The sequence below is a fragment of the Paracrocinitomix mangrovi genome (genome assembly GCF_019740355.2).
In the GTDB taxonomy this organism is placed as follows: domain Bacteria; phylum Bacteroidota; class Bacteroidia; order Flavobacteriales_D; family Crocinitomicaceae; genus Paracrocinitomix; species Paracrocinitomix mangrovi.
This window is the reverse complement of sequence record NZ_CP091819.1, coordinates 1643215-1660463: the sequence shown is the minus strand read 5'-3', so window position 1 is coordinate 1660463 and position 17249 is coordinate 1643215. Positions and strand designations below refer to the sequence as shown.

General features: G+C 33.4%; 13 protein-coding genes. 6 read left to right on the top strand and 7 right to left on the bottom strand.

Annotated features, from left to right (window positions below; genetic code table 11):
* Positions 1-29 precede the first annotated feature (29 nt).
* From K6119_RS07415 to K6119_RS07405, 3 genes are all read left to right on the top strand, one after another.
* Complete coding sequence (locus K6119_RS07415) at positions 30-776, top strand: LytR/AlgR family response regulator transcription factor (RefSeq protein WP_237828127.1); 747 nt, start codon at positions 30-32, stop codon at positions 774-776.
* Positions 777-1031: 255 nt separating this feature from the next.
* The gene (locus tag K6119_RS07410) at positions 1032-3926 is read left to right on the top strand and encodes a sensor histidine kinase (RefSeq protein ID WP_221837547.1); all 2895 of its coding nucleotides are present in this window, start codon (positions 1032-1034) and stop codon (positions 3924-3926) included.
* Between the two features lie 46 nt (positions 3927-3972).
* Positions 3973-4419 carry a GatB/YqeY domain-containing protein gene (locus K6119_RS07405; RefSeq protein WP_221837543.1) on the top strand — a complete coding sequence of 149 codons (447 nt, stop codon included), beginning with the start codon at positions 3973-3975 and terminating at the stop codon, positions 4417-4419.
* Between the two features lie 1173 nt (positions 4420-5592).
* Here the strand turns inward: K6119_RS07405 and K6119_RS07400 are convergent.
* Positions 5593-6336 carry a tyrosine-protein phosphatase gene (locus K6119_RS07400; RefSeq protein ID WP_221837540.1) on the bottom strand — a complete coding sequence of 248 codons (744 nt, stop codon included), beginning with the start codon at positions 6334-6336 and terminating at the stop codon, positions 5593-5595.
* A 66-nt stretch (positions 6337-6402) separates the two neighbouring features.
* On the opposite strand from K6119_RS07400, the gene K6119_RS07395 reads away from it, so the two are divergent.
* From K6119_RS07395 to K6119_RS07385, 3 genes are all read left to right on the top strand, one after another.
* Positions 6403-7458, top strand: a complete 1056-nt coding sequence (locus K6119_RS07395) for a DUF2891 domain-containing protein (protein WP_221837536.1) — start codon at positions 6403-6405, stop codon at positions 7456-7458.
* Positions 7459-7607: 149 nt separating this feature from the next.
* The gene (locus K6119_RS07390) at positions 7608-10190 is read left to right on the top strand and encodes a leucine-rich repeat domain-containing protein (RefSeq protein ID WP_221837521.1); all 2583 of its coding nucleotides are present in this window, start codon (positions 7608-7610) and stop codon (positions 10188-10190) included.
* Positions 10187-10969: a hypothetical protein gene (locus K6119_RS07385; protein ID WP_221837518.1), complete on the top strand. Its 783-nt coding sequence runs from the start codon at positions 10187-10189 to the stop codon at positions 10967-10969. Before K6119_RS07390 ends, K6119_RS07385 begins: the two co-directional genes overlap by 4 nt.
* Here K6119_RS07385 and rfbB read toward each other — a convergent pair.
* Genes rfbB through K6119_RS07355 form a run of 6 tightly spaced genes read right to left on the bottom strand, consistent with a single transcriptional unit; the run spans position 10960 to position 17247 of the window.
* Positions 10960-12006, bottom strand: a complete 1047-nt coding sequence (gene rfbB, locus K6119_RS07380; protein WP_221837516.1) for a dTDP-glucose 4,6-dehydratase — start codon at positions 12004-12006, stop codon at positions 10960-10962. The genes K6119_RS07385 and rfbB overlap by 10 nt on opposite strands.
* Positions 12007-12018: 12 nt before the next feature.
* Positions 12019-13320 carry a nucleotide sugar dehydrogenase gene (locus tag K6119_RS07375; RefSeq protein ID WP_221837514.1) on the bottom strand — a complete coding sequence of 434 codons (1302 nt, stop codon included), beginning with the start codon at positions 13318-13320 and terminating at the stop codon, positions 12019-12021.
* 5 nt (positions 13321-13325) lie between these two features.
* The gene (locus K6119_RS07370) at positions 13326-14366 is read right to left on the bottom strand and encodes a Gfo/Idh/MocA family protein (protein ID WP_221837512.1); all 1041 of its coding nucleotides are present in this window, start codon (positions 14364-14366) and stop codon (positions 13326-13328) included.
* On the bottom strand, positions 14363-14938 hold the full coding sequence (locus tag K6119_RS07365; RefSeq protein WP_221837511.1) for an acyltransferase: 576 nt from the start codon (positions 14936-14938) through the stop codon (positions 14363-14365). The genes K6119_RS07370 and K6119_RS07365 overlap by 4 nt, the downstream gene beginning before the upstream one ends.
* Positions 14938-15933: a UDP-glucuronic acid decarboxylase family protein gene (locus K6119_RS07360; RefSeq protein ID WP_221837509.1), complete on the bottom strand. Its 996-nt coding sequence runs from the start codon at positions 15931-15933 to the stop codon at positions 14938-14940. Before K6119_RS07360 ends, K6119_RS07365 begins: the two co-directional genes overlap by 1 nt.
* The gene (locus K6119_RS07355) at positions 15934-17247 is read right to left on the bottom strand and encodes a UDP-glucose dehydrogenase family protein (protein WP_221837506.1); all 1314 of its coding nucleotides are present in this window, start codon (positions 17245-17247) and stop codon (positions 15934-15936) included.
* Between the last annotated feature and the right edge of the window lie 2 nt (positions 17248-17249).

The window sequence follows — 17249 nt, the reverse complement described above, 5'->3', positions numbered from 1 at the left end:
ATATATTTAGAGTCCTTAGAGACCTAATTATGGAAATGATTGCTTTGATCGTGGATGATGAGCAAAATGCTCGCGAATTACTGGAGAATCTTGTAAAAACGTACTGTCCGGGTATCAAAGAAGTCTACGTCGCGGATAATCCAATTAAGGGAATCGAACTCATTAATCAAATTGAACCGGATGTTTTGTTTTTAGATATCAATATGCCTGAGCTAAATGGATTTGAAATGCTTGATAAATTAGGAGGGTTTAATGGTCACCTGGTGTTTACAACAGCTTATGATGAGTATGCCATCAAGGCATTCAAGTATCACGCTATTAATTATTTGCTTAAACCAATTTCTCCTGCTTCCCTTGAAGAGTGTTATACCTATATTCTTGACAAATTCAAAACGGCTCCAAAACAAGAGTTAGACATAAAAGAACTCTTGTCTGATCTGGTTCAAAAAAAGCAATCTCAGGAAACAATAGCTATTGCAGATAAAGGCGGTATGTTATTTCTTACAATTGATGAGATAATTTATCTTGAAGGTAGTGGAAACTATACAACAGTGTTTTGTGTAGATAAAAAGTATACTACCGCCAAAACGCTTAAGTCTTTTGTTGGTTCACTGAATGAAGATCAATTCATTAGAATTCACAAGTCTTTTATTGTGAATATGAAACACGTTGAGCGTTATTCTACAGATAATGGAGGAGAGCTTATTTTAAAGAATCAAACCACTTTACCGGTATCCAGAAGAAAAAGATCTGCATTGGATAAGTTTACCATTTAATCAATTTAACTACCATTAAATAAATATAATGTCCATTAGCTTTTTACAGTTTTTGGTGCACTGTTTTAGTATTTATCTTTGCTCAAACAATAGACGATTTATAGAATCTATACGATTTAACATTATAAAAATACTATTGTAGAGATTGAAAATACCCAAAACGAAAGAAAAGTCGTCCTTAGGACGGCTTTTCTTTTTTAGATTTACCAAGTTTTGAATAATGCTTATAAATATCTGTTGTGCATTGTAATTGCAATGAACGGCTTTAGCCTGTTTGGTCAAGAGCTTGTGTTCAGAAATTACGGCGTAGATGATGGCTTGCCTACAACTGAAATTCACGATAGTTACTTGGACATTAATGGTTATCTATGGTTTGCTACAGATCGTGGTTTAGTTAGATTTGATGGGGTTGATTTTAAGGTGTTTACTAATAGTGATGGTCTTGAAAATATTGTAATCTTCAGGTTTCATCCAGAAAACAATCACAAGGTGTGGTTTAATGATACCAAGAATCACATCTACTGGTTTGATCCAACTGCCACTGATGTTGTTTTTGAACCATACCGACATAATGAGGATATAAATCATTTAATTGATTCAAAGTATTATATAAGAAGTATTTGGAGGGACTCTTTGGATAGATTTTATTTCAGTTCCAAAGAAAGACCCGGCTTATACATAATTGATGAAGATGGTAACGGGAGTATAAATTATAGAGGTGCAGCATACAATCCGGATAGAATATCAAAAGGAATTGGAGAAAACATTGATATTTTTCTCAGTGTAGAAATATTTAATAAGAAGATAGATCATTCATTTTACGCAGGATATTATGATGATTTTGAGTCTCCCGGAGAATTGTATGTGCTGGATAATCTTTACCATGAACAAAAAAAATATTCAGTAAAAATTGATAAACGCACTATTGCATATGACAGATTGGGGATTTCAGACTCATATTACGGTGAGGAAATTTCTTATATATTGTTTTGCGACTTGTTATTGGAAGTGTCTAAAAAAGGGATTAAATCAGCCAGATTACAAAGTTTGGGATATGAAGTAGAGGTCTTTGACAATTTGATTTACGTAGGAACTTCAAAAGGAGTAGAAGTTTTTTCAAGAGAACTAGAATTACAATATACATTTTTGGAAAGTGAGCAAGTTACCTCTATGATATTGGATGACAATAAAGGTTTATGGGTAACAACCGGTACTTCCGGTATTTTTTATGCACCATCTATTGACATTCATAAATTTCCACTAATCAAACCAATTGATGATGCCATTAAAAAGGTTTACGTTGATAGCAATTATGTGTTAATTACAGAAATGGGAAATTCAGCCTTTTTACTTAATAGGGAATCTGGTGAAACAATGATATTGGATCAATTTAGAACTGTTCAAGAAATTTTTTCCCGAAAAGAACTGAGTGATCTTCCGGATTTATTTCATCACTGGTCAGATACCGGTGCCTTATATTATTATACATTAAACAATTCAGCATTATATCAATCAAAAGGTGTTTGGCAAAATTGGTTTGTAGATAAAACCTATATATATAAGGTGAAAGATGATAAAATAGAGCAAGTTAGATTAGAGGTTCCTAAATTAAATGATCTTATAAAAGTAACGCCAGACAGTGCTCTTCTTGCTACAGAAAGTGGACTTTATGCATTCAAAGACGCTCAGCTATCTCATCTTGATACATTAAATCCCTTGCTTCGTTCCACAATGAATCAAATTGAAGCATTCAGAGGAGGATATTTAATAGGGACATTAGGAGAAGGCGTTGTGTTTTATGAAGAGGGGCATACAATTAATCTCGATCAAACAAAAGGATTACTTTCTTCCGCCATTAATACAATTTTTGTTGAGAACGATTCAAGTTTTTGGGTGGGTTCAAATATGGGCTTAAATCATGTTTTAGTGGATGAACATCAAAAGAATGTTGATGTATATTCTTATACTAAAACTACTGGTTTGATTGATAATGAAATTAATGCGATTTATCTTTTTAATGATACATTATATGTTGCATCAAAATTGGGAGTAAGTTATTTCCACAAAGATGCTTTGACTAAAGGTGAATTCCTAAATGATGATTTGTTAGGTATTGATTCAATTAAAGTGGATGGAGTTACTACAACTTACATTTATGATAAAATTGAATTTATTGAAAACCAACAAGTTGTTGTTTACCTCAATCAAATGTCTTATTACAATAAAAAAGGAATTAAGTATCAATATAAAATTGATAATGAGTCATCTGAATGGAAAAATTTAAATGGAAGTGAGTTAAATCTACCCAATTATGAAAGTGGTCAGTTTAGATTATTGATGCGTTCTTATTTCCAAGGAGATTATAGTAAGCCAATCTCACTTGAATTGAAAATTCTTACACCCTGGCAAAAAACCTGGTGGGCAATTGGGATTTTTGCTTTGACTACTTTGGGGGTAGTTGTTTTATTATTTATTTATTTTTTAAGAAGAATTCAAAACAGAAAACAACTTGAAATTGATAAAGTACAACTAGAGTTAAAGGCTCTAATTTCTCAAATGAATCCTCATTTTACATTCAATACTATTAATTCTATCCAAAATTACATTGCCAATAAGGATTCTAAAGAAGCCCTAAATTACCTTGCTGATTTTGCAAGTTTGATTAGAATGTCATTGGATTTTGCCAAAAAAGAATTTGTGACTTTGGCGGAGGAAATAAATTTCTTGAAACTTTACGTTAATCTTGAAAATAAGAGATTCGGGGGTAATATAGATTTTGTTGTCAATGTTAATGCAGAACATGACGTCAATAGGATTGCTTTTCCCGCATTGCTTTTACAGCCGGTAATTGAAAACGCTATAGTACATGGATTAAAGGATGTAAATTACCAGGGAGAGATTACACTCAATATTATTGATAACTCAGATCATTTTGAAGTTGTTTTAATTGATAATGGAAAAGGATATAAAGCCAATGAGCCATCAAAGTATAAAACATCCGCTTCGTATGGATTGTCTATTATCAAAGATCGAATCAGGCTATATAATGCTCAATTTTATAAGGAAGGTGATTTTGCAATAACAAATAGGGCAGATGGAGCTTCTGGAACAATGGTGAGAATTAAATTGCACAAAAAGAACCATCATTAATTTCAAAATGGTGAACTTTATAGCTTCAAATTCAAATTGAAGTCAAATGAGTTTAACAGAACAAATCAACGAAGACATCAAGACAGCAATGAAAGCCAAAGAGGCAGATAAGTTAGCTGCATTAAGAGATATTAAATCTAAACTGCTATTAGAAGCAACAAGTGGAGGAGGAGAAGTTACAGAAGATACAGAGAATAAAGTCATCATGAAATTGTACAAGCAAAGAATGGATACTTATGATTTGTATATCAAAGAAGGACGAGAAGATTTAGCTGCAGATGAAAAATTTCAAGCTGAAGTAATTGCCGCATATATGCCGGAGCAAATGTCAGAGGATGAAATTAGAAAAGTAGTGCAAGAAAAAATTGCAGCAGTTGGAGCTAGCGGACCTCAGGATATGGGTAAAGTAATGGGACCAATAATGGGGCAGTTGAACGGAAAGGCTGATGGTAAAGTAATTTCAGATATCGTTAAGCAAGAACTTAATAAGTAAAAAAACAAAAAAGGCTGCAGTTTGTCACGCAGCCCTTTTCCCTTTTGAACCTCAATCTATAAAAAGATAAATTATGTTATGTTTTAGAGTTATTTCGGTTTTCCGCACATAATCCCAAAGCGGTTAACTGATATCAATTTACTTACTCTTATTTGAATTTTTTTATGTTTTAAGATGAGTTGTAAAAAAATCTCGGTGAATGGATAAAAATGCTCTTTATCAGGTTTTAAATACTTCAAAATAAAAAAGGCTACCCAATCTGAGCAGCCTTCTTTTCCCTTTTGAACCTCAATCTATAAAAAGATTATTTTAAATATTTTTTAAAGTTTTGCCGGAAACAGCATCACTTCCCTTTCTTTCAAATAACTACTTCAAATTTAAGGATAGATCCTTCATTAAATTTTGATTTTCAGATGAGTTGTTATGATTTCTCGTTGAATGACATCTAAGAATATTTCAGTTGAAAATGCATACAAATAAAAAAGGCCGCAGTGATGTCACGCAGCCTTCTTTTCCCTTTTGAACCTCAATCTATAAAAAGATTATTTTAAATATTTTTTAAAGTTTTGCCGGAAACAGCATCACTTCCCCTTCTTTCAAATAACTACTTCAAATTTAAGGGTAGATCTTTAATTAATTTTTGATTTTCAGATGAGTTGTTATGATTTCTCGTTGAATGACATCCATGGATATTTTAGGTGAAAATTGATACAAATAAAAAAGGCTGCAGTGATGTCACGCAGCCTTCTTTTCCCTTTTGAACCTCAATCTATAAAAAGATAATCTTAAATATTTTTGTTGTATACTTTTCTATTCAAATGTCACATTGTTTCCTTGTGACAATTCAAATATAGGTAGCATCAACTTGTCTTAATATCTAATTCAGATAAGTTGCAAAATTTACTCGTTGAATGACATCTTTTGAAATAAGAATGAAATAAAAAAGGCTACCCGTTGTCTTGGTAGCCTTCTTTTCCCTTTTGAACCTCAATCTATAAATAGATTATCTTAAATATTATGATGAAAAATGTATCTCGTTTTAATGCGGCTACTCGTCCGTAGCTCTTACCCTAAGATACTAATAGTGAGTAGCTTTTGTTTGTCCATTTGGATGAGTTGTACGAAAATATCGGTGAATGAACAGCTTTTTCCGAAGAGTGGAATTGAAGCTGTTTATAAAGTCTTATTTAAAAGATTGGTTTTTGAGGCAATGGTATGCAAATGTTTATTGGTTCTCAGTCCGTCCATCATCTCTAAATGTCCCATGTGATGACAGTCTGAGCCAATAACATCAATAAGTTCCTTTTCAATAAGCTGTTCAGCCATCTTTTTAACCTGTGGACCATACTGTCCGGATAATGAATTGATGTTTAATTGTAATAAACAATCCCTTGATTTAAGCTCTTCTATAATGTCCCATTTACTATGATAAAAAGGATATCTTTCTACATGAGCCAAAATGGGTTTGTAACCTTCAGTTATTAAAGAAAAAATAGTGTCTTTTACCCTTGGAGGCTCTTCCATGAATGAAAGCTCAAATAATATATGATTATCACCAAAAGTCAATAGTTCCTTTTTGGCGATAAGCTCTTCAAAATGTGGGTCCAAATAATATTCTGCTGCAGCCTCTATTTCAATGTCTATGTTTTCGGTTTTCAAGGCTTCCCTTACCTTTTCAAGACCACCCAATATAATTTCCGGATTATTTTTATAATAATCTATCATTATATGTGGTGTGGTAATTACCTTTTGGTAACCAAGTGATTTGAATTTTCTAAGCATGGCTAAACTGTCTTCCATGCTTTTTGATCCATCATCAATCCCAGGTATAAGATGAGAGTGAAGGTCTGTTTTTATAATGCTCAAGTCTATAGGCTCAAGCTTAGTTCCACCGAATAATTTTTTAAAGAGGCTCATCTTCAAGGGAAGTTTCTACAAATATAAGATGCATTTTGGTATTACTTAGCTTATTAACTTTATGGTATGAAAAGGATTTTATTTTTTGTATTTGCTGTTGGGCTTAAAACTGTTTTTGGACAAGTAGATACTTCATATGAAAAGATGTATAAACTGGCAAAAGTTCCCATAGAATGTATCCATAAGGAGTATCCAAACAAACTCAATCAAACATTAACAGACTCTTCTCATTTGCAATCACCAAGTGAACTGCACCCAATTTTTTATGGATGTTTTGACTGGCATTCTTCTGTACACGGTCATTGGCTACTAGCGAGTTTATTGAATAAGTATCCTGGAACAACGCTTGAAAAAGAGGTGATTGATTTGTTTGATGAACAGTTTCAGATTCCTAAAGTTCAGAAAGAATTACTGTATTTTATGCCAAAACTCAATAAATCTTTTGAACGCACTTATGGTTGGGCATGGATATTAAAACTACAAGTTGAATTGAAAAAATCAAAGCACAATTCCACTCATAAATTGTCTGAAAATTTACAATCCTTGGTAGATGAAATAGTCAAAAATTATAAGACATTTTTACCAAAAATGGTTTATCCAATCAGAGTAGGTGAACACACCAATACAGCTTTTGGGTTGTCCTTCGCCCTGGATTATGCAAGAGAAATTGGTGATAAAGAATTTGAAGAATTGATAATCAAAAGGGCTAAAGATTTTTATCTCTCTGATAATGGTTGCCCAATTAGCTGGGAGCCAAGTGGGTTTGATTTTATATCTCCTTGTTTGCAAGAAGCAGAACTTATGTCAAAAGTGCTTGATGAAAAAGATTTTAAAAAATGGCTTGAATCTTTTATGCCCCAATTGTTTGATAGTGAATTTACTTTAGAACCCGGAAAAGTGTTGGATAGAACAGACGGTAAACTTGTTCATTTGGATGGATTAAATTTTTCTAGAGCATGGTGTCTTTACAATATTGCTAAAAAGCTGCCTAAAAAGTTAAATCATCTAAACAAAATAGGTGATGAGCATATCAATTCATCTAAAGAGCAGGTGTTAGGTAGTGATTATATGGGCAGTCATTGGCTGGCCAGTTTTCTGGTTTACGCATTAATTTGTCAATAAAGTAATATTGGCTTTTATTTGCCGTTCATGTTTAACACTAATTAATATTTCATATGTAACAAGGTTACCTTTTAGGATGTTTTACATTACATAATAGAGATTTCCCCGGAACTGATCTAAACAGATAAAACTGAACTAATCGGTACATTATGAAAAAAGTCGCATTCACTTTATTTGTAGTTTGCTTGGTGTCCACTTCAAAAGCAATCAAAGTAACTTCAATTGAACAAATAAAAGGTAATTCTGTAAGTGTTACTGAAATAGATTTATCCAATAAAGGAATAGTGGAATTTCCAAATGAGATTCTGGCATGTAAAAATTTACAGGTTTTGAATTTGAGTAACAATGGTTTTGTTACAATTCCTTGGCAAGTTGGTAAACTGGCAAATCTAAAAGTTCTTGATTTATCAGAAAATCAAAATATTAGTCCCAGATCGTTAGATGCATTGTTAGATAGTGCAAAATTTCAGCTCAGAGAAGTTAATCTTGAGAATTGTGCTTTGTTTTATTTGCCAGAAGGTGTGGCAAGACATGAGAAATTGGAGAGAATTAATGCTTCAAACAATTACATAAGTGTGCTGCCATATAAAATGATGCATTTAACAAAATTGGAAGAGGCTAACTTTTCTAATAATAAACTAAGAAGTATTAGTTGGTTGGTATCTAAATGGTGGTCTTTAAAGTATTTGGATGTTTCTGGAAATAAGGATTTAGAAACGGAGGGTTTAATGCTGAATATAAGCTATCTGGACAAGATTGATAAATTAATCATTTCAGATTTGTCAATGATTCCTGATGCTTTTCAATATTACATGGGTACTGAAGTGGTAATTAAAAATAGCATGATCAGTGAGTTTCCAACAAGTGGAAAATCTTCGCGTTTAAAGCGAATTACTTTTGATAATTGTGTTTTCAATAAACCTTTAGAAGTGGTAGAGGAGCTTAATTCAACTTCTCTTGAAAAAATTGCATTTAGAAGAACTGATCCGCTATTCCTGAGGTCTTTTTTAAACATTGATGTTGACTCAATTGACATAAGAGGAAATGAGTTAAGTTCAATAGATCAAATTACAGAATTGGAAAATGTTAAATGGGTAGATGTTAGAGGGAATAATGTGAGTCAAAAAAGTATTGATCATGTGCTTAGTATCAAACCTGATCTCAATCTGGTTTATTCTGAACCTATTCAAGAATCTAAAGGAATTAAACCTCCTATTCCCGGATTAGAACCAAAGCCGCAAATCGCTACAATTAAAGCAGGAGTTCCCCAAAATTTAAAAATGGGAAAAACAATTTTTGACATTCCTGAAAATGCATTTGTCACTTCAAATGGAGAGGTTTATGACGGAGAAGTGAAAATGTCATATACAGAGTATTTTGATCCTGTAGATATATTTTTATCTGGAATAACTATGACAACTTCATTTGATGATGAGCCTTTTATGTTGTCTTCTGGTGGGATGTTTAAGTTAGAGGCAGAAACAAATGATGGTGAAAAGTTGGAAGTTAATCCAAATCAGCCTATCAATGCCACTTTAATCTCTCAAAATGGAAATCAAGACATGCAAGTTTGGCAAATGGATCAGGAAGGTTCATGGCAAGCAACAGCTTCAACGGATAATGTTAAAAAGGTATTTCAATTAGATCAATCTAAGTTGGATTCAATAATGCTGATTGATTATGGTGATTTACAAAATGTTCAGGTAGAATATATTGCTGACAGGTTTGTTCCGTACGTGAAAAAAGGAGAGCGCTTCAAAGATTTTGAAATAGGTTTTACCCAGTTATATACATTTTGGGATGATAAAAGTAAGATCATTGATAATGGTGACAAACTAATGGTTTACAACAGAACTTTTCATAATGAATACATGTCAAATATGCGCTTTGTATATGATGGAGACAGTGCAGATCATTATCATGATTTTATAGAGAATTTGGGAGCTTATTGCAATGGTCAATACAGTAAATTAAAGTCTAAAAAATCTAAATCTAGAATGTATACTAAAGAAGGTCCTCATTATATAACTGAGCTTAAATTAAGCCCGGATTATGAAAATGACAATATGGATCTGACTTTTAAGTTTAAAGATTCATTGGTAAATATTCCTGTCTTATTTAAAACAAGAACTAATTCTCAATCTGCAATTCATAAGGAGATAGTATCCAAGTTTAACAGGTATCAATTGAGTTATAAAAGGTATGTGAGAGAAAAGAGAAAAAACTTTTTTAAGATCAAACCAAAATTAGAGCGATTAAAAAAAGGGATGAAAGAAAGAGCATTAGCTGCAGAAGTTGCTCGCCAAAAAAGAGTGTTTGAAATCAGACAATCAGACCCAAGAATTGTGGATTTGGGAAGTGTAAAGAGAAGTATAGAAATTAGAGGTTTTGGTTTGTGGAATTGTGATGCAAGAACTAGAATGGTAGCTCCAACAGAGATGGCTTCTGAATTTAGCTCAGTAGCCGGCGGAATGATCAATGATGAGGTGGAGAAAATTGTGTTAGTTGATAAATCGCAAAATGGAGTACTAACCTTTGATCCTGATCAGGAAAACAAACCTTATTTTGATAAGAATTCAAAAAATATCATTGTAGTATTTTTTGCCTCAGCTGGTATTGGTGTGTTTAAATCTTGGGTACAAAAAATACGTGAGGGTAGAATGGAGGTTCAAATGCTAGATCCTCAAACAGAAGACGATAATTTAAGAGAAATATTTACGAGTGAAGAATGAGATTTAGTTTAGTCTACATATCACTTTTGTTATCTGTTGTAGCTTTTCCACAGTATCGCAACTTTTTAGTTCATCTTAATCAGTCTGAAGGAATTGAGTATAAGTTGTTAGATGGAACGAATCAAAGGTTGGACCTATTCCATTTAGATAGGGAGGAAATATCCGGATTTATATTGAGTTCTTTTAAAGACAAATTGAATAAGAAGTTGATTACTGATTTTGAACAAGACACATTACTGAACAAAATTTGCAATTCGGCTGTCTTAAATTATAGCTCTTCTAAGTTTAAAAAAAGACATCAATGGAATAAAGAACAAAGGATTATTAATTATGCTTTGAAATTGCAAGAAGTAAAGTATAGGAGGTTTTATTCATATGCCTTTCAAGTAGATTTACTTGATTTTAGTCCAGGCCACAAGTATTATTTTGATCGTAAGAATGAGGATAATCCTTTACAGTTATATGAAGGTGAATATCCAAAAGTAAAAGATCCAGAACATGATGATTATGAAGAGCCTTTGCCAATTTATGCTAAAACTGAACTACAAATGGTAGACGAGTTTTTTAATCGAATTGAACGAAGCCGAGTTATGAACGAACTATATTCCAGAGAATTCTCAAGAATAGGGATCGCGGTAAAAATGGATGAAACGTCACTTTTGTGCAAGAAGCGTCCTAAAATGTCTGTAGTGCTAATTATAGCAGGTAAACAAAATATTGGAGTAAAGAAAAAAGATAGACTTGAAAGGCTTGTTCAAATGGATAAGTCTTATGAGTAGTGTTCAGAATAATACTTTTGGTAATCTCCTGAAGTCACATTGTTGATCCATTCTTCATTGTCAAGATACCAATCAACTGTTTTGTCTAATCCTTCTTCAAATTCTAATGAAGGCACCCAACCCAATTCATTCTTTATTTTAGTGGCATCTATGGCGTATCGCATATCGTGTCCGGCTCTGTCTTTTACATAAGTAATAAGTTGAGCAGATGTCCCTGATGCTCTACCTAATTTTTCATCCATAATTTCACAAAGCTTATTAACCAAGTCAATGTTGGTCCATTCATTCCATCCACCAATGTTGTATGTTTCTCCAATCTCTCCTTTGTGAAAAATTACATCAATAGCTCTTGCATGATCTTCAACCCACAACCAATCTCTTACATTTTCACCAGTACCATAAATTGGTAAGGGTTTGTTGTTTTTGATGTTGTTAATCATCAAAGGGATTAGTTTCTCAGGAAATTGATGTGAACCATAATTGTTTGAACAATTGGACAATTTAACTGGTAATTTGTAAGTGTGAAAATATGCTCTCACCAAATGGTCTGAGCTTGCTTTTGAAGCTGAATAAGGGCTTCTTGGATCGTATGATGTCTCTTCAGTGAAAAATCCTTCTTCACCTAATGAACCGTACACTTCATCTGTAGAAATATGATAAAATACATGATTGTCATCCGTCCATTTTGATCTGGCTACTTCCAACAAATTGGCTGTTCCCACAATATTGGTGATGATAAATTCCATTGGACCTGAAATTGATCTATCAACATGAGATTCTGCTGCTAAATGAATTACATCTGTAATTTGTTCCTTTTCAAAAACATCTGCTAAAAAAGCTTTGTCTTGAATATCTCCTTTGACAAACTTATAGTTAGGTTCATTCTCAATGTCAGTCAAATTTTTAAGATTCCCGGCATAAGTAAGTTTATCAAGGTTAATGATTCTGTCGTCTTTGTATTTATTCACAAATAATCTAACGACATGAGAACCTATAAATCCTGCTCCACCGGTTATTAAAATATTTCTATTTGACATTTTAAAGTGAGTTTATAATGACCAATAATCAATATTGGCTATTTTACCTTTGTATATCCCTTTAATATCGACAATTAGTCCTTTGTCATCAGCCATCATGCTTCTAAATTCAGCTTCAGTTTTATTGGCATACTCTTTATGATTTACCGCAACAATTATTGCATCATAATCATTAGTTGGATTTGCCGTTAATTCAAATCCATACTCTTCAAAAAGTTCTGTTGCATCAGCATGTGGGTCTATTACATCAACTTTACAAGCAAATGATTGTAATTCATTCACTACATCAACAATTTTAGAATTTCTAATATCAGAAACGTCTTCTTTAAAAGTTGCTCCCATGATTAAAACTCTAGCTTCCATTGGGTTTTTTCCATGACCAATCATCATTTTTACAGTTTGTTTGGCAACATAAAATCCCATTGAGTCATTTACATATCTTCCTGAATTGATGATTTTAGCATGGTAACCTAATTGCTTAGCCTTATGTGTTAAATAATAGGGGTCAACTCCAATGCAGTGTCCACCTACCAAACCTGGACGGAATGGTAAAAAGTTCCATTTAGTTCCTGCCGCCTCTAATACATCATAGGTATTAATGCCAAGTCGATTAAAGATGATAGAAAGTTCATTTATCAAAGCGATATTTACATCTCTTTGCGTGTTTTCAATAATTTTAGCAGCTTCTGCGACCTTAATTGACGGTGCTCTATGAACTCCTGCTTCAACTACTAATTCATATGTTTTTGCAATGTGTTCTGCAGATTCAGGATCACAACCAGAAGAAACTTTTACGATTGTAGCTAAGGTATTTACTTTATCTCCTGGATTAATTCTTTCCGGTGAATATCCAACTTTGAAATCCTCCATGAATTTTAAGCCAGATTCTGCTTCTAAAACCGGAATGCAATCTTCTTCTGTACAACCAGGGTAAACAGTTGATTCATAAACTACATAATCACCTTTTTTGAGTACTTGTCCTACAGTTGAACTTGCGCCTAATAATGGGGTTAAATCTGGCTCCTTACTACTGTCAATTGGAGTTGGTACAGCAACAATAAAAAATGTTGCTTCAGCCAATTCGTCAATTTTATGTGTAAAATGTATGTCACATCCTTCGAAATCAGAAGCCTCTAATTCGTCACTTGGATCAATGTTGTTACGCATCATTTCAACACGTTTAGCATTGATGTCAAAACCTATCACTTTAATTTTTCTTGCAAATTCTAATGCGATAGGTAAACCAACATAACCTAAACCAATGACCGCTAGTTTTGCTTCTTTATTCAATAATTGTTCGTAGATGTTTTTCATAGTAACTAGTTTCTTTTCAAATAAGTATCTCTTACTTTGTATATTCTCTCAATAATTTCAACAACTTTTAGTCCTTCCAAAGCATTGGTAGTTGCAGTGGTTCTATTTTTTAATGAATCAACCACGTTTTCAATTATATAATGATGGTTAGCGGCAGAGCCTTTGTACGCGCCATAATCGTTTGGTGGATTAGACGGTGGTAATTCAGGAAGTTCATAATTTTCAATGTTACAAACTTCAATTTCGTTCATATACTGACCACCAACCTTCACGCTTCCTTTTTCACCAACAATTGTTATGGAACTTTCTAAGTTTGAGTTCCAAATGGCAGTTGAATAGTTGATACTGCCCATTCCGCCATTAACAAACTCAAAATTCACAAAGCCTGAATCCTCAAAATCTGTAAGGTTTTTGTGATTAAAATCTGCAAATTTCCCCTGAATATTTTTAATGTCACCAAATAGCCAATACATGATGTCAATAAAATGTGAAAATTGAGTAAACAGGGTTCCACCGTCCAAATCCTGAGTTCCTTTCCATGTTTTACCTGTATAGTAGCGCTCGTCTCTGTTCCAATAGCAATTTATTTGAACCATGTAAATATCACCCATTAATTTCCTTTCCACTATATCTTTAAGCCATACAGAAGGAGGGGAGTATCTGTTTTGCATTACACAAAAAACTTGTTTGGAGTTTTGTAGTGCTTTAAATATTACTCCTTCACATTTGTCTTTTGATAAGCCCATAGGTTTTTCGCACACGACATGATAACCCGCGTCTAGTGCTTTGTTTGCTTGATCAGAATGAAGGCCATTTGGAGTGCAGATGCTTAAAACGTCAAATTCAATACCTGAAATTAACAGATCATCTTCACTTTTAAAAAATGGAATATCTTGAAATTCTCCAAGTCCAAGGTTTTCTTTCGGAGCAACATCTACTAAAGCAACCAATTCTGATTCTGGGTTAAGAGTAATCATGGTTGCATGTCGTTTTCCAATATGTCCACAACCTAAAACAGCGAATTTGATTTTTTTTTCTTCACTCATTGCACTTTTATTACATTATCATCTGCTAAAATATACTTCTCATCTGATTCAGTGCATTTCGCTTCACCATTTGCGTCAAAATTTAATCTCTGACCAAACTCACTCATCCAACCAATTCTTTTAGCGGGATTTCCAACCCAAAGTTCATATGGTTTAACTTCCTTAGTAATTACAGCACCTGCACCAATAAACGCAAATTTTCCAATAGGGTTTCCGCAAACTATTGTAGCGTTGGCTCCAATGGAAGCCCCTTCACCTACCAGCGTTTGTTTATATTCATCTTTTCTGGAAACTGCTGAGCGAGGGTTTATGACATTCGTGAAAACCATTGAAGGTCCTAAAAAAACATCATTTTCACATATTACACCGGTGTATATAGATACATTATTTTGAACCTTAACATTGTTTCCTAAAACTACTTCAGGGCTTACAACAACATTTTGACCAATGTTACAATTTTGACCTATATGGCAGTTTGGCATAATATGACTAAAATGCCAGATTTTTGTTCCGGATCCTATTTCACATCCTTCATCAATAATAGCCGTCTCATGTGCAAAATACGCGCTCATTACTTTACAATGTACTTGTCAAAATTATAGTGATCTTTCTCGTTTAATTCTTCAGGTGAAAGACTTTTAAAGTAGGCATAAGTTTTTTCTAAACCTTCTTTACGTCCAACCTTTGGTTCCCAACCCAAAATTTCTTTTGCTCTAGTGATGTCAGGTTGTCTTTGCTTTGGATCATTTACAGGTAAATCTTTGTAAATTATTTTTTGAGAAGTTCCTGTTAACTGAATAATCTCCTCTGCAAAATCTTTAATGCTTATTTCATCCGGGTTTCCAATATTAACAGGGTAATTGTAATCAGACATTAACAGTCTGTAAATTCCTTCAACCAAATCGTCCACATAACAGAATGATCTGGTTTGTGAACCATCACCAAATACGGTTAAATCTTCTCCTCTTAAGGCCTGTCCAATAAATGCAGGTAAAACTCTACCGTCATTTAATCTCATTCTTGGACCGTAGGTATTAAATATTCTAACGATTCTAGTATCTACATTATGATATGTATGATAAGCCATTGTCATTGCCTCCTGAAATCTCTTGGCTTCGTCATATACTCCTCTTGGCCCAATTGGATTAACATGACCCCAATAATCTTCTGTTTGAGGATGTACTTCGGGATCACCATAAACTTCCGAAGTTGATGCAATCATCAATGTAGCATTCTTTGCTTTGGCCAATCCTAAACAATTGTGAATTCCTAAAGAACCTACTTTTAAGGTTTGAATCGGAATTTTCAAATAATCAATCGGACTTGCAGGCGAAGCAAAGTGTAGAATGTAATCTAAATGTCCAGGAATGTGGATGAATTTACTTACATCATGGTGATAGAACTCAAAATTTTCAAGCGGAAAAAGATGCTCTATATTTTTAAGTCTACCGGTAATTAGATTATCCATAGCAATGACATGGAATCCTTCTTTAATAAATCTGTCACATAAGTGAGATCCCAGGAATCCTGCTGCTCCGGTTATAAGTATCTTCTTTCTCTTGTCCATTTATCCTGTGATGGTTTGTCTTCCAATACTTTCGTAGTAAAAACCTTTTCCTTCCATTTCTTCCAGATCAAATAGATTTCTACCATCAAATATTTTTGGTGACTTTAATTGTTCCTTGATTTTGTCAAAATCAGGATTTCTAAAAGCACCCCATTCTGTGGCAATCAACAATGCATCTTTGTCTTTTAAAGCTTCGTAAGCACTTGATGAAAACTCAATTTTGTCTCCAAACTGTTGTTTTACATTTTCCATTGCTTCCGGATCGTAAGCTGTAATTTTTGCTCCAGCTTGAAGTAACTCTTCAATCATGTAAAGAGCTGGTGCTTCTCTGATATCATCCGTATCTGGTTTAAAAGCTAGTCCCCATAAACCAAAGTGTAAACCATTCAAATCACCATAATGGTTGCGGATTTTATCTATTAGTTTCAACTTTTGTTGATCATTTACACTTAAAACGGCATCAATAATATTGAATTTATAATTCACTTCTTTACCTGAACGAACAAGCGCTTGAACATCTTTAGGGAAACAACTTCCTCCGAATCCAATTCCAGGGAATAAAAATCTCTTTCCGATTCTAGAATCTGAACCCATTCCAATTCTTACATCATCTACATTGGCTCCAACCTTCTCACAAAAATTGGCAATTTCATTCATGAATGTAATCTTAGTAGCAAGGAATGAATTGGCAGCATATTTAGTTAGTTCAGCTGATTTTTCATCCATAAAAATGATAGGATTTCCTTGTCTTACGAATGGCTTGTATAATTCTTTCATGATTTTTCTAGCTCTTTCAGAACTACTACCAATAACTACTCTGTCTGGTTTTAAAAAATCATCAACCGCAAACCCTTCTCTCAAAAATTCAGGATTTGAAACTATGTCAAAGTCACATTGAGCATTTTTTGCAACTGCGGCATGAACTTTTTCTGCAGTTCCTACAGGAACAGTTGATTTATCTACAATTACTTTGTATTCAGTAATAATCTTTCCTAGTTCTTCTGCCACTCCAAGTACATAGCTTAAGTCAGCAGATCCATCTTCTCCCGGAGGTGTTGGTAACGCTAAGAAAATTATTTCAGAAGCATCAACCGCAGATTTTAAATCCGTGGTAAAAGACAATCTATTTTGTTTAATATTTCTTTCAAAAATAACGTCAAGATGAGGTTCGTAAATTGGTACCTCACCATTTCTCATTTTATCAACTTTTTTCTCATCAATGTCTACGCAGATTACATTGTTACCAGTTTCGGCAAAACATGTTCCCGTTACCAATCCAACATAACCTGATCCTATTACTGCAATTTTTTTCATCT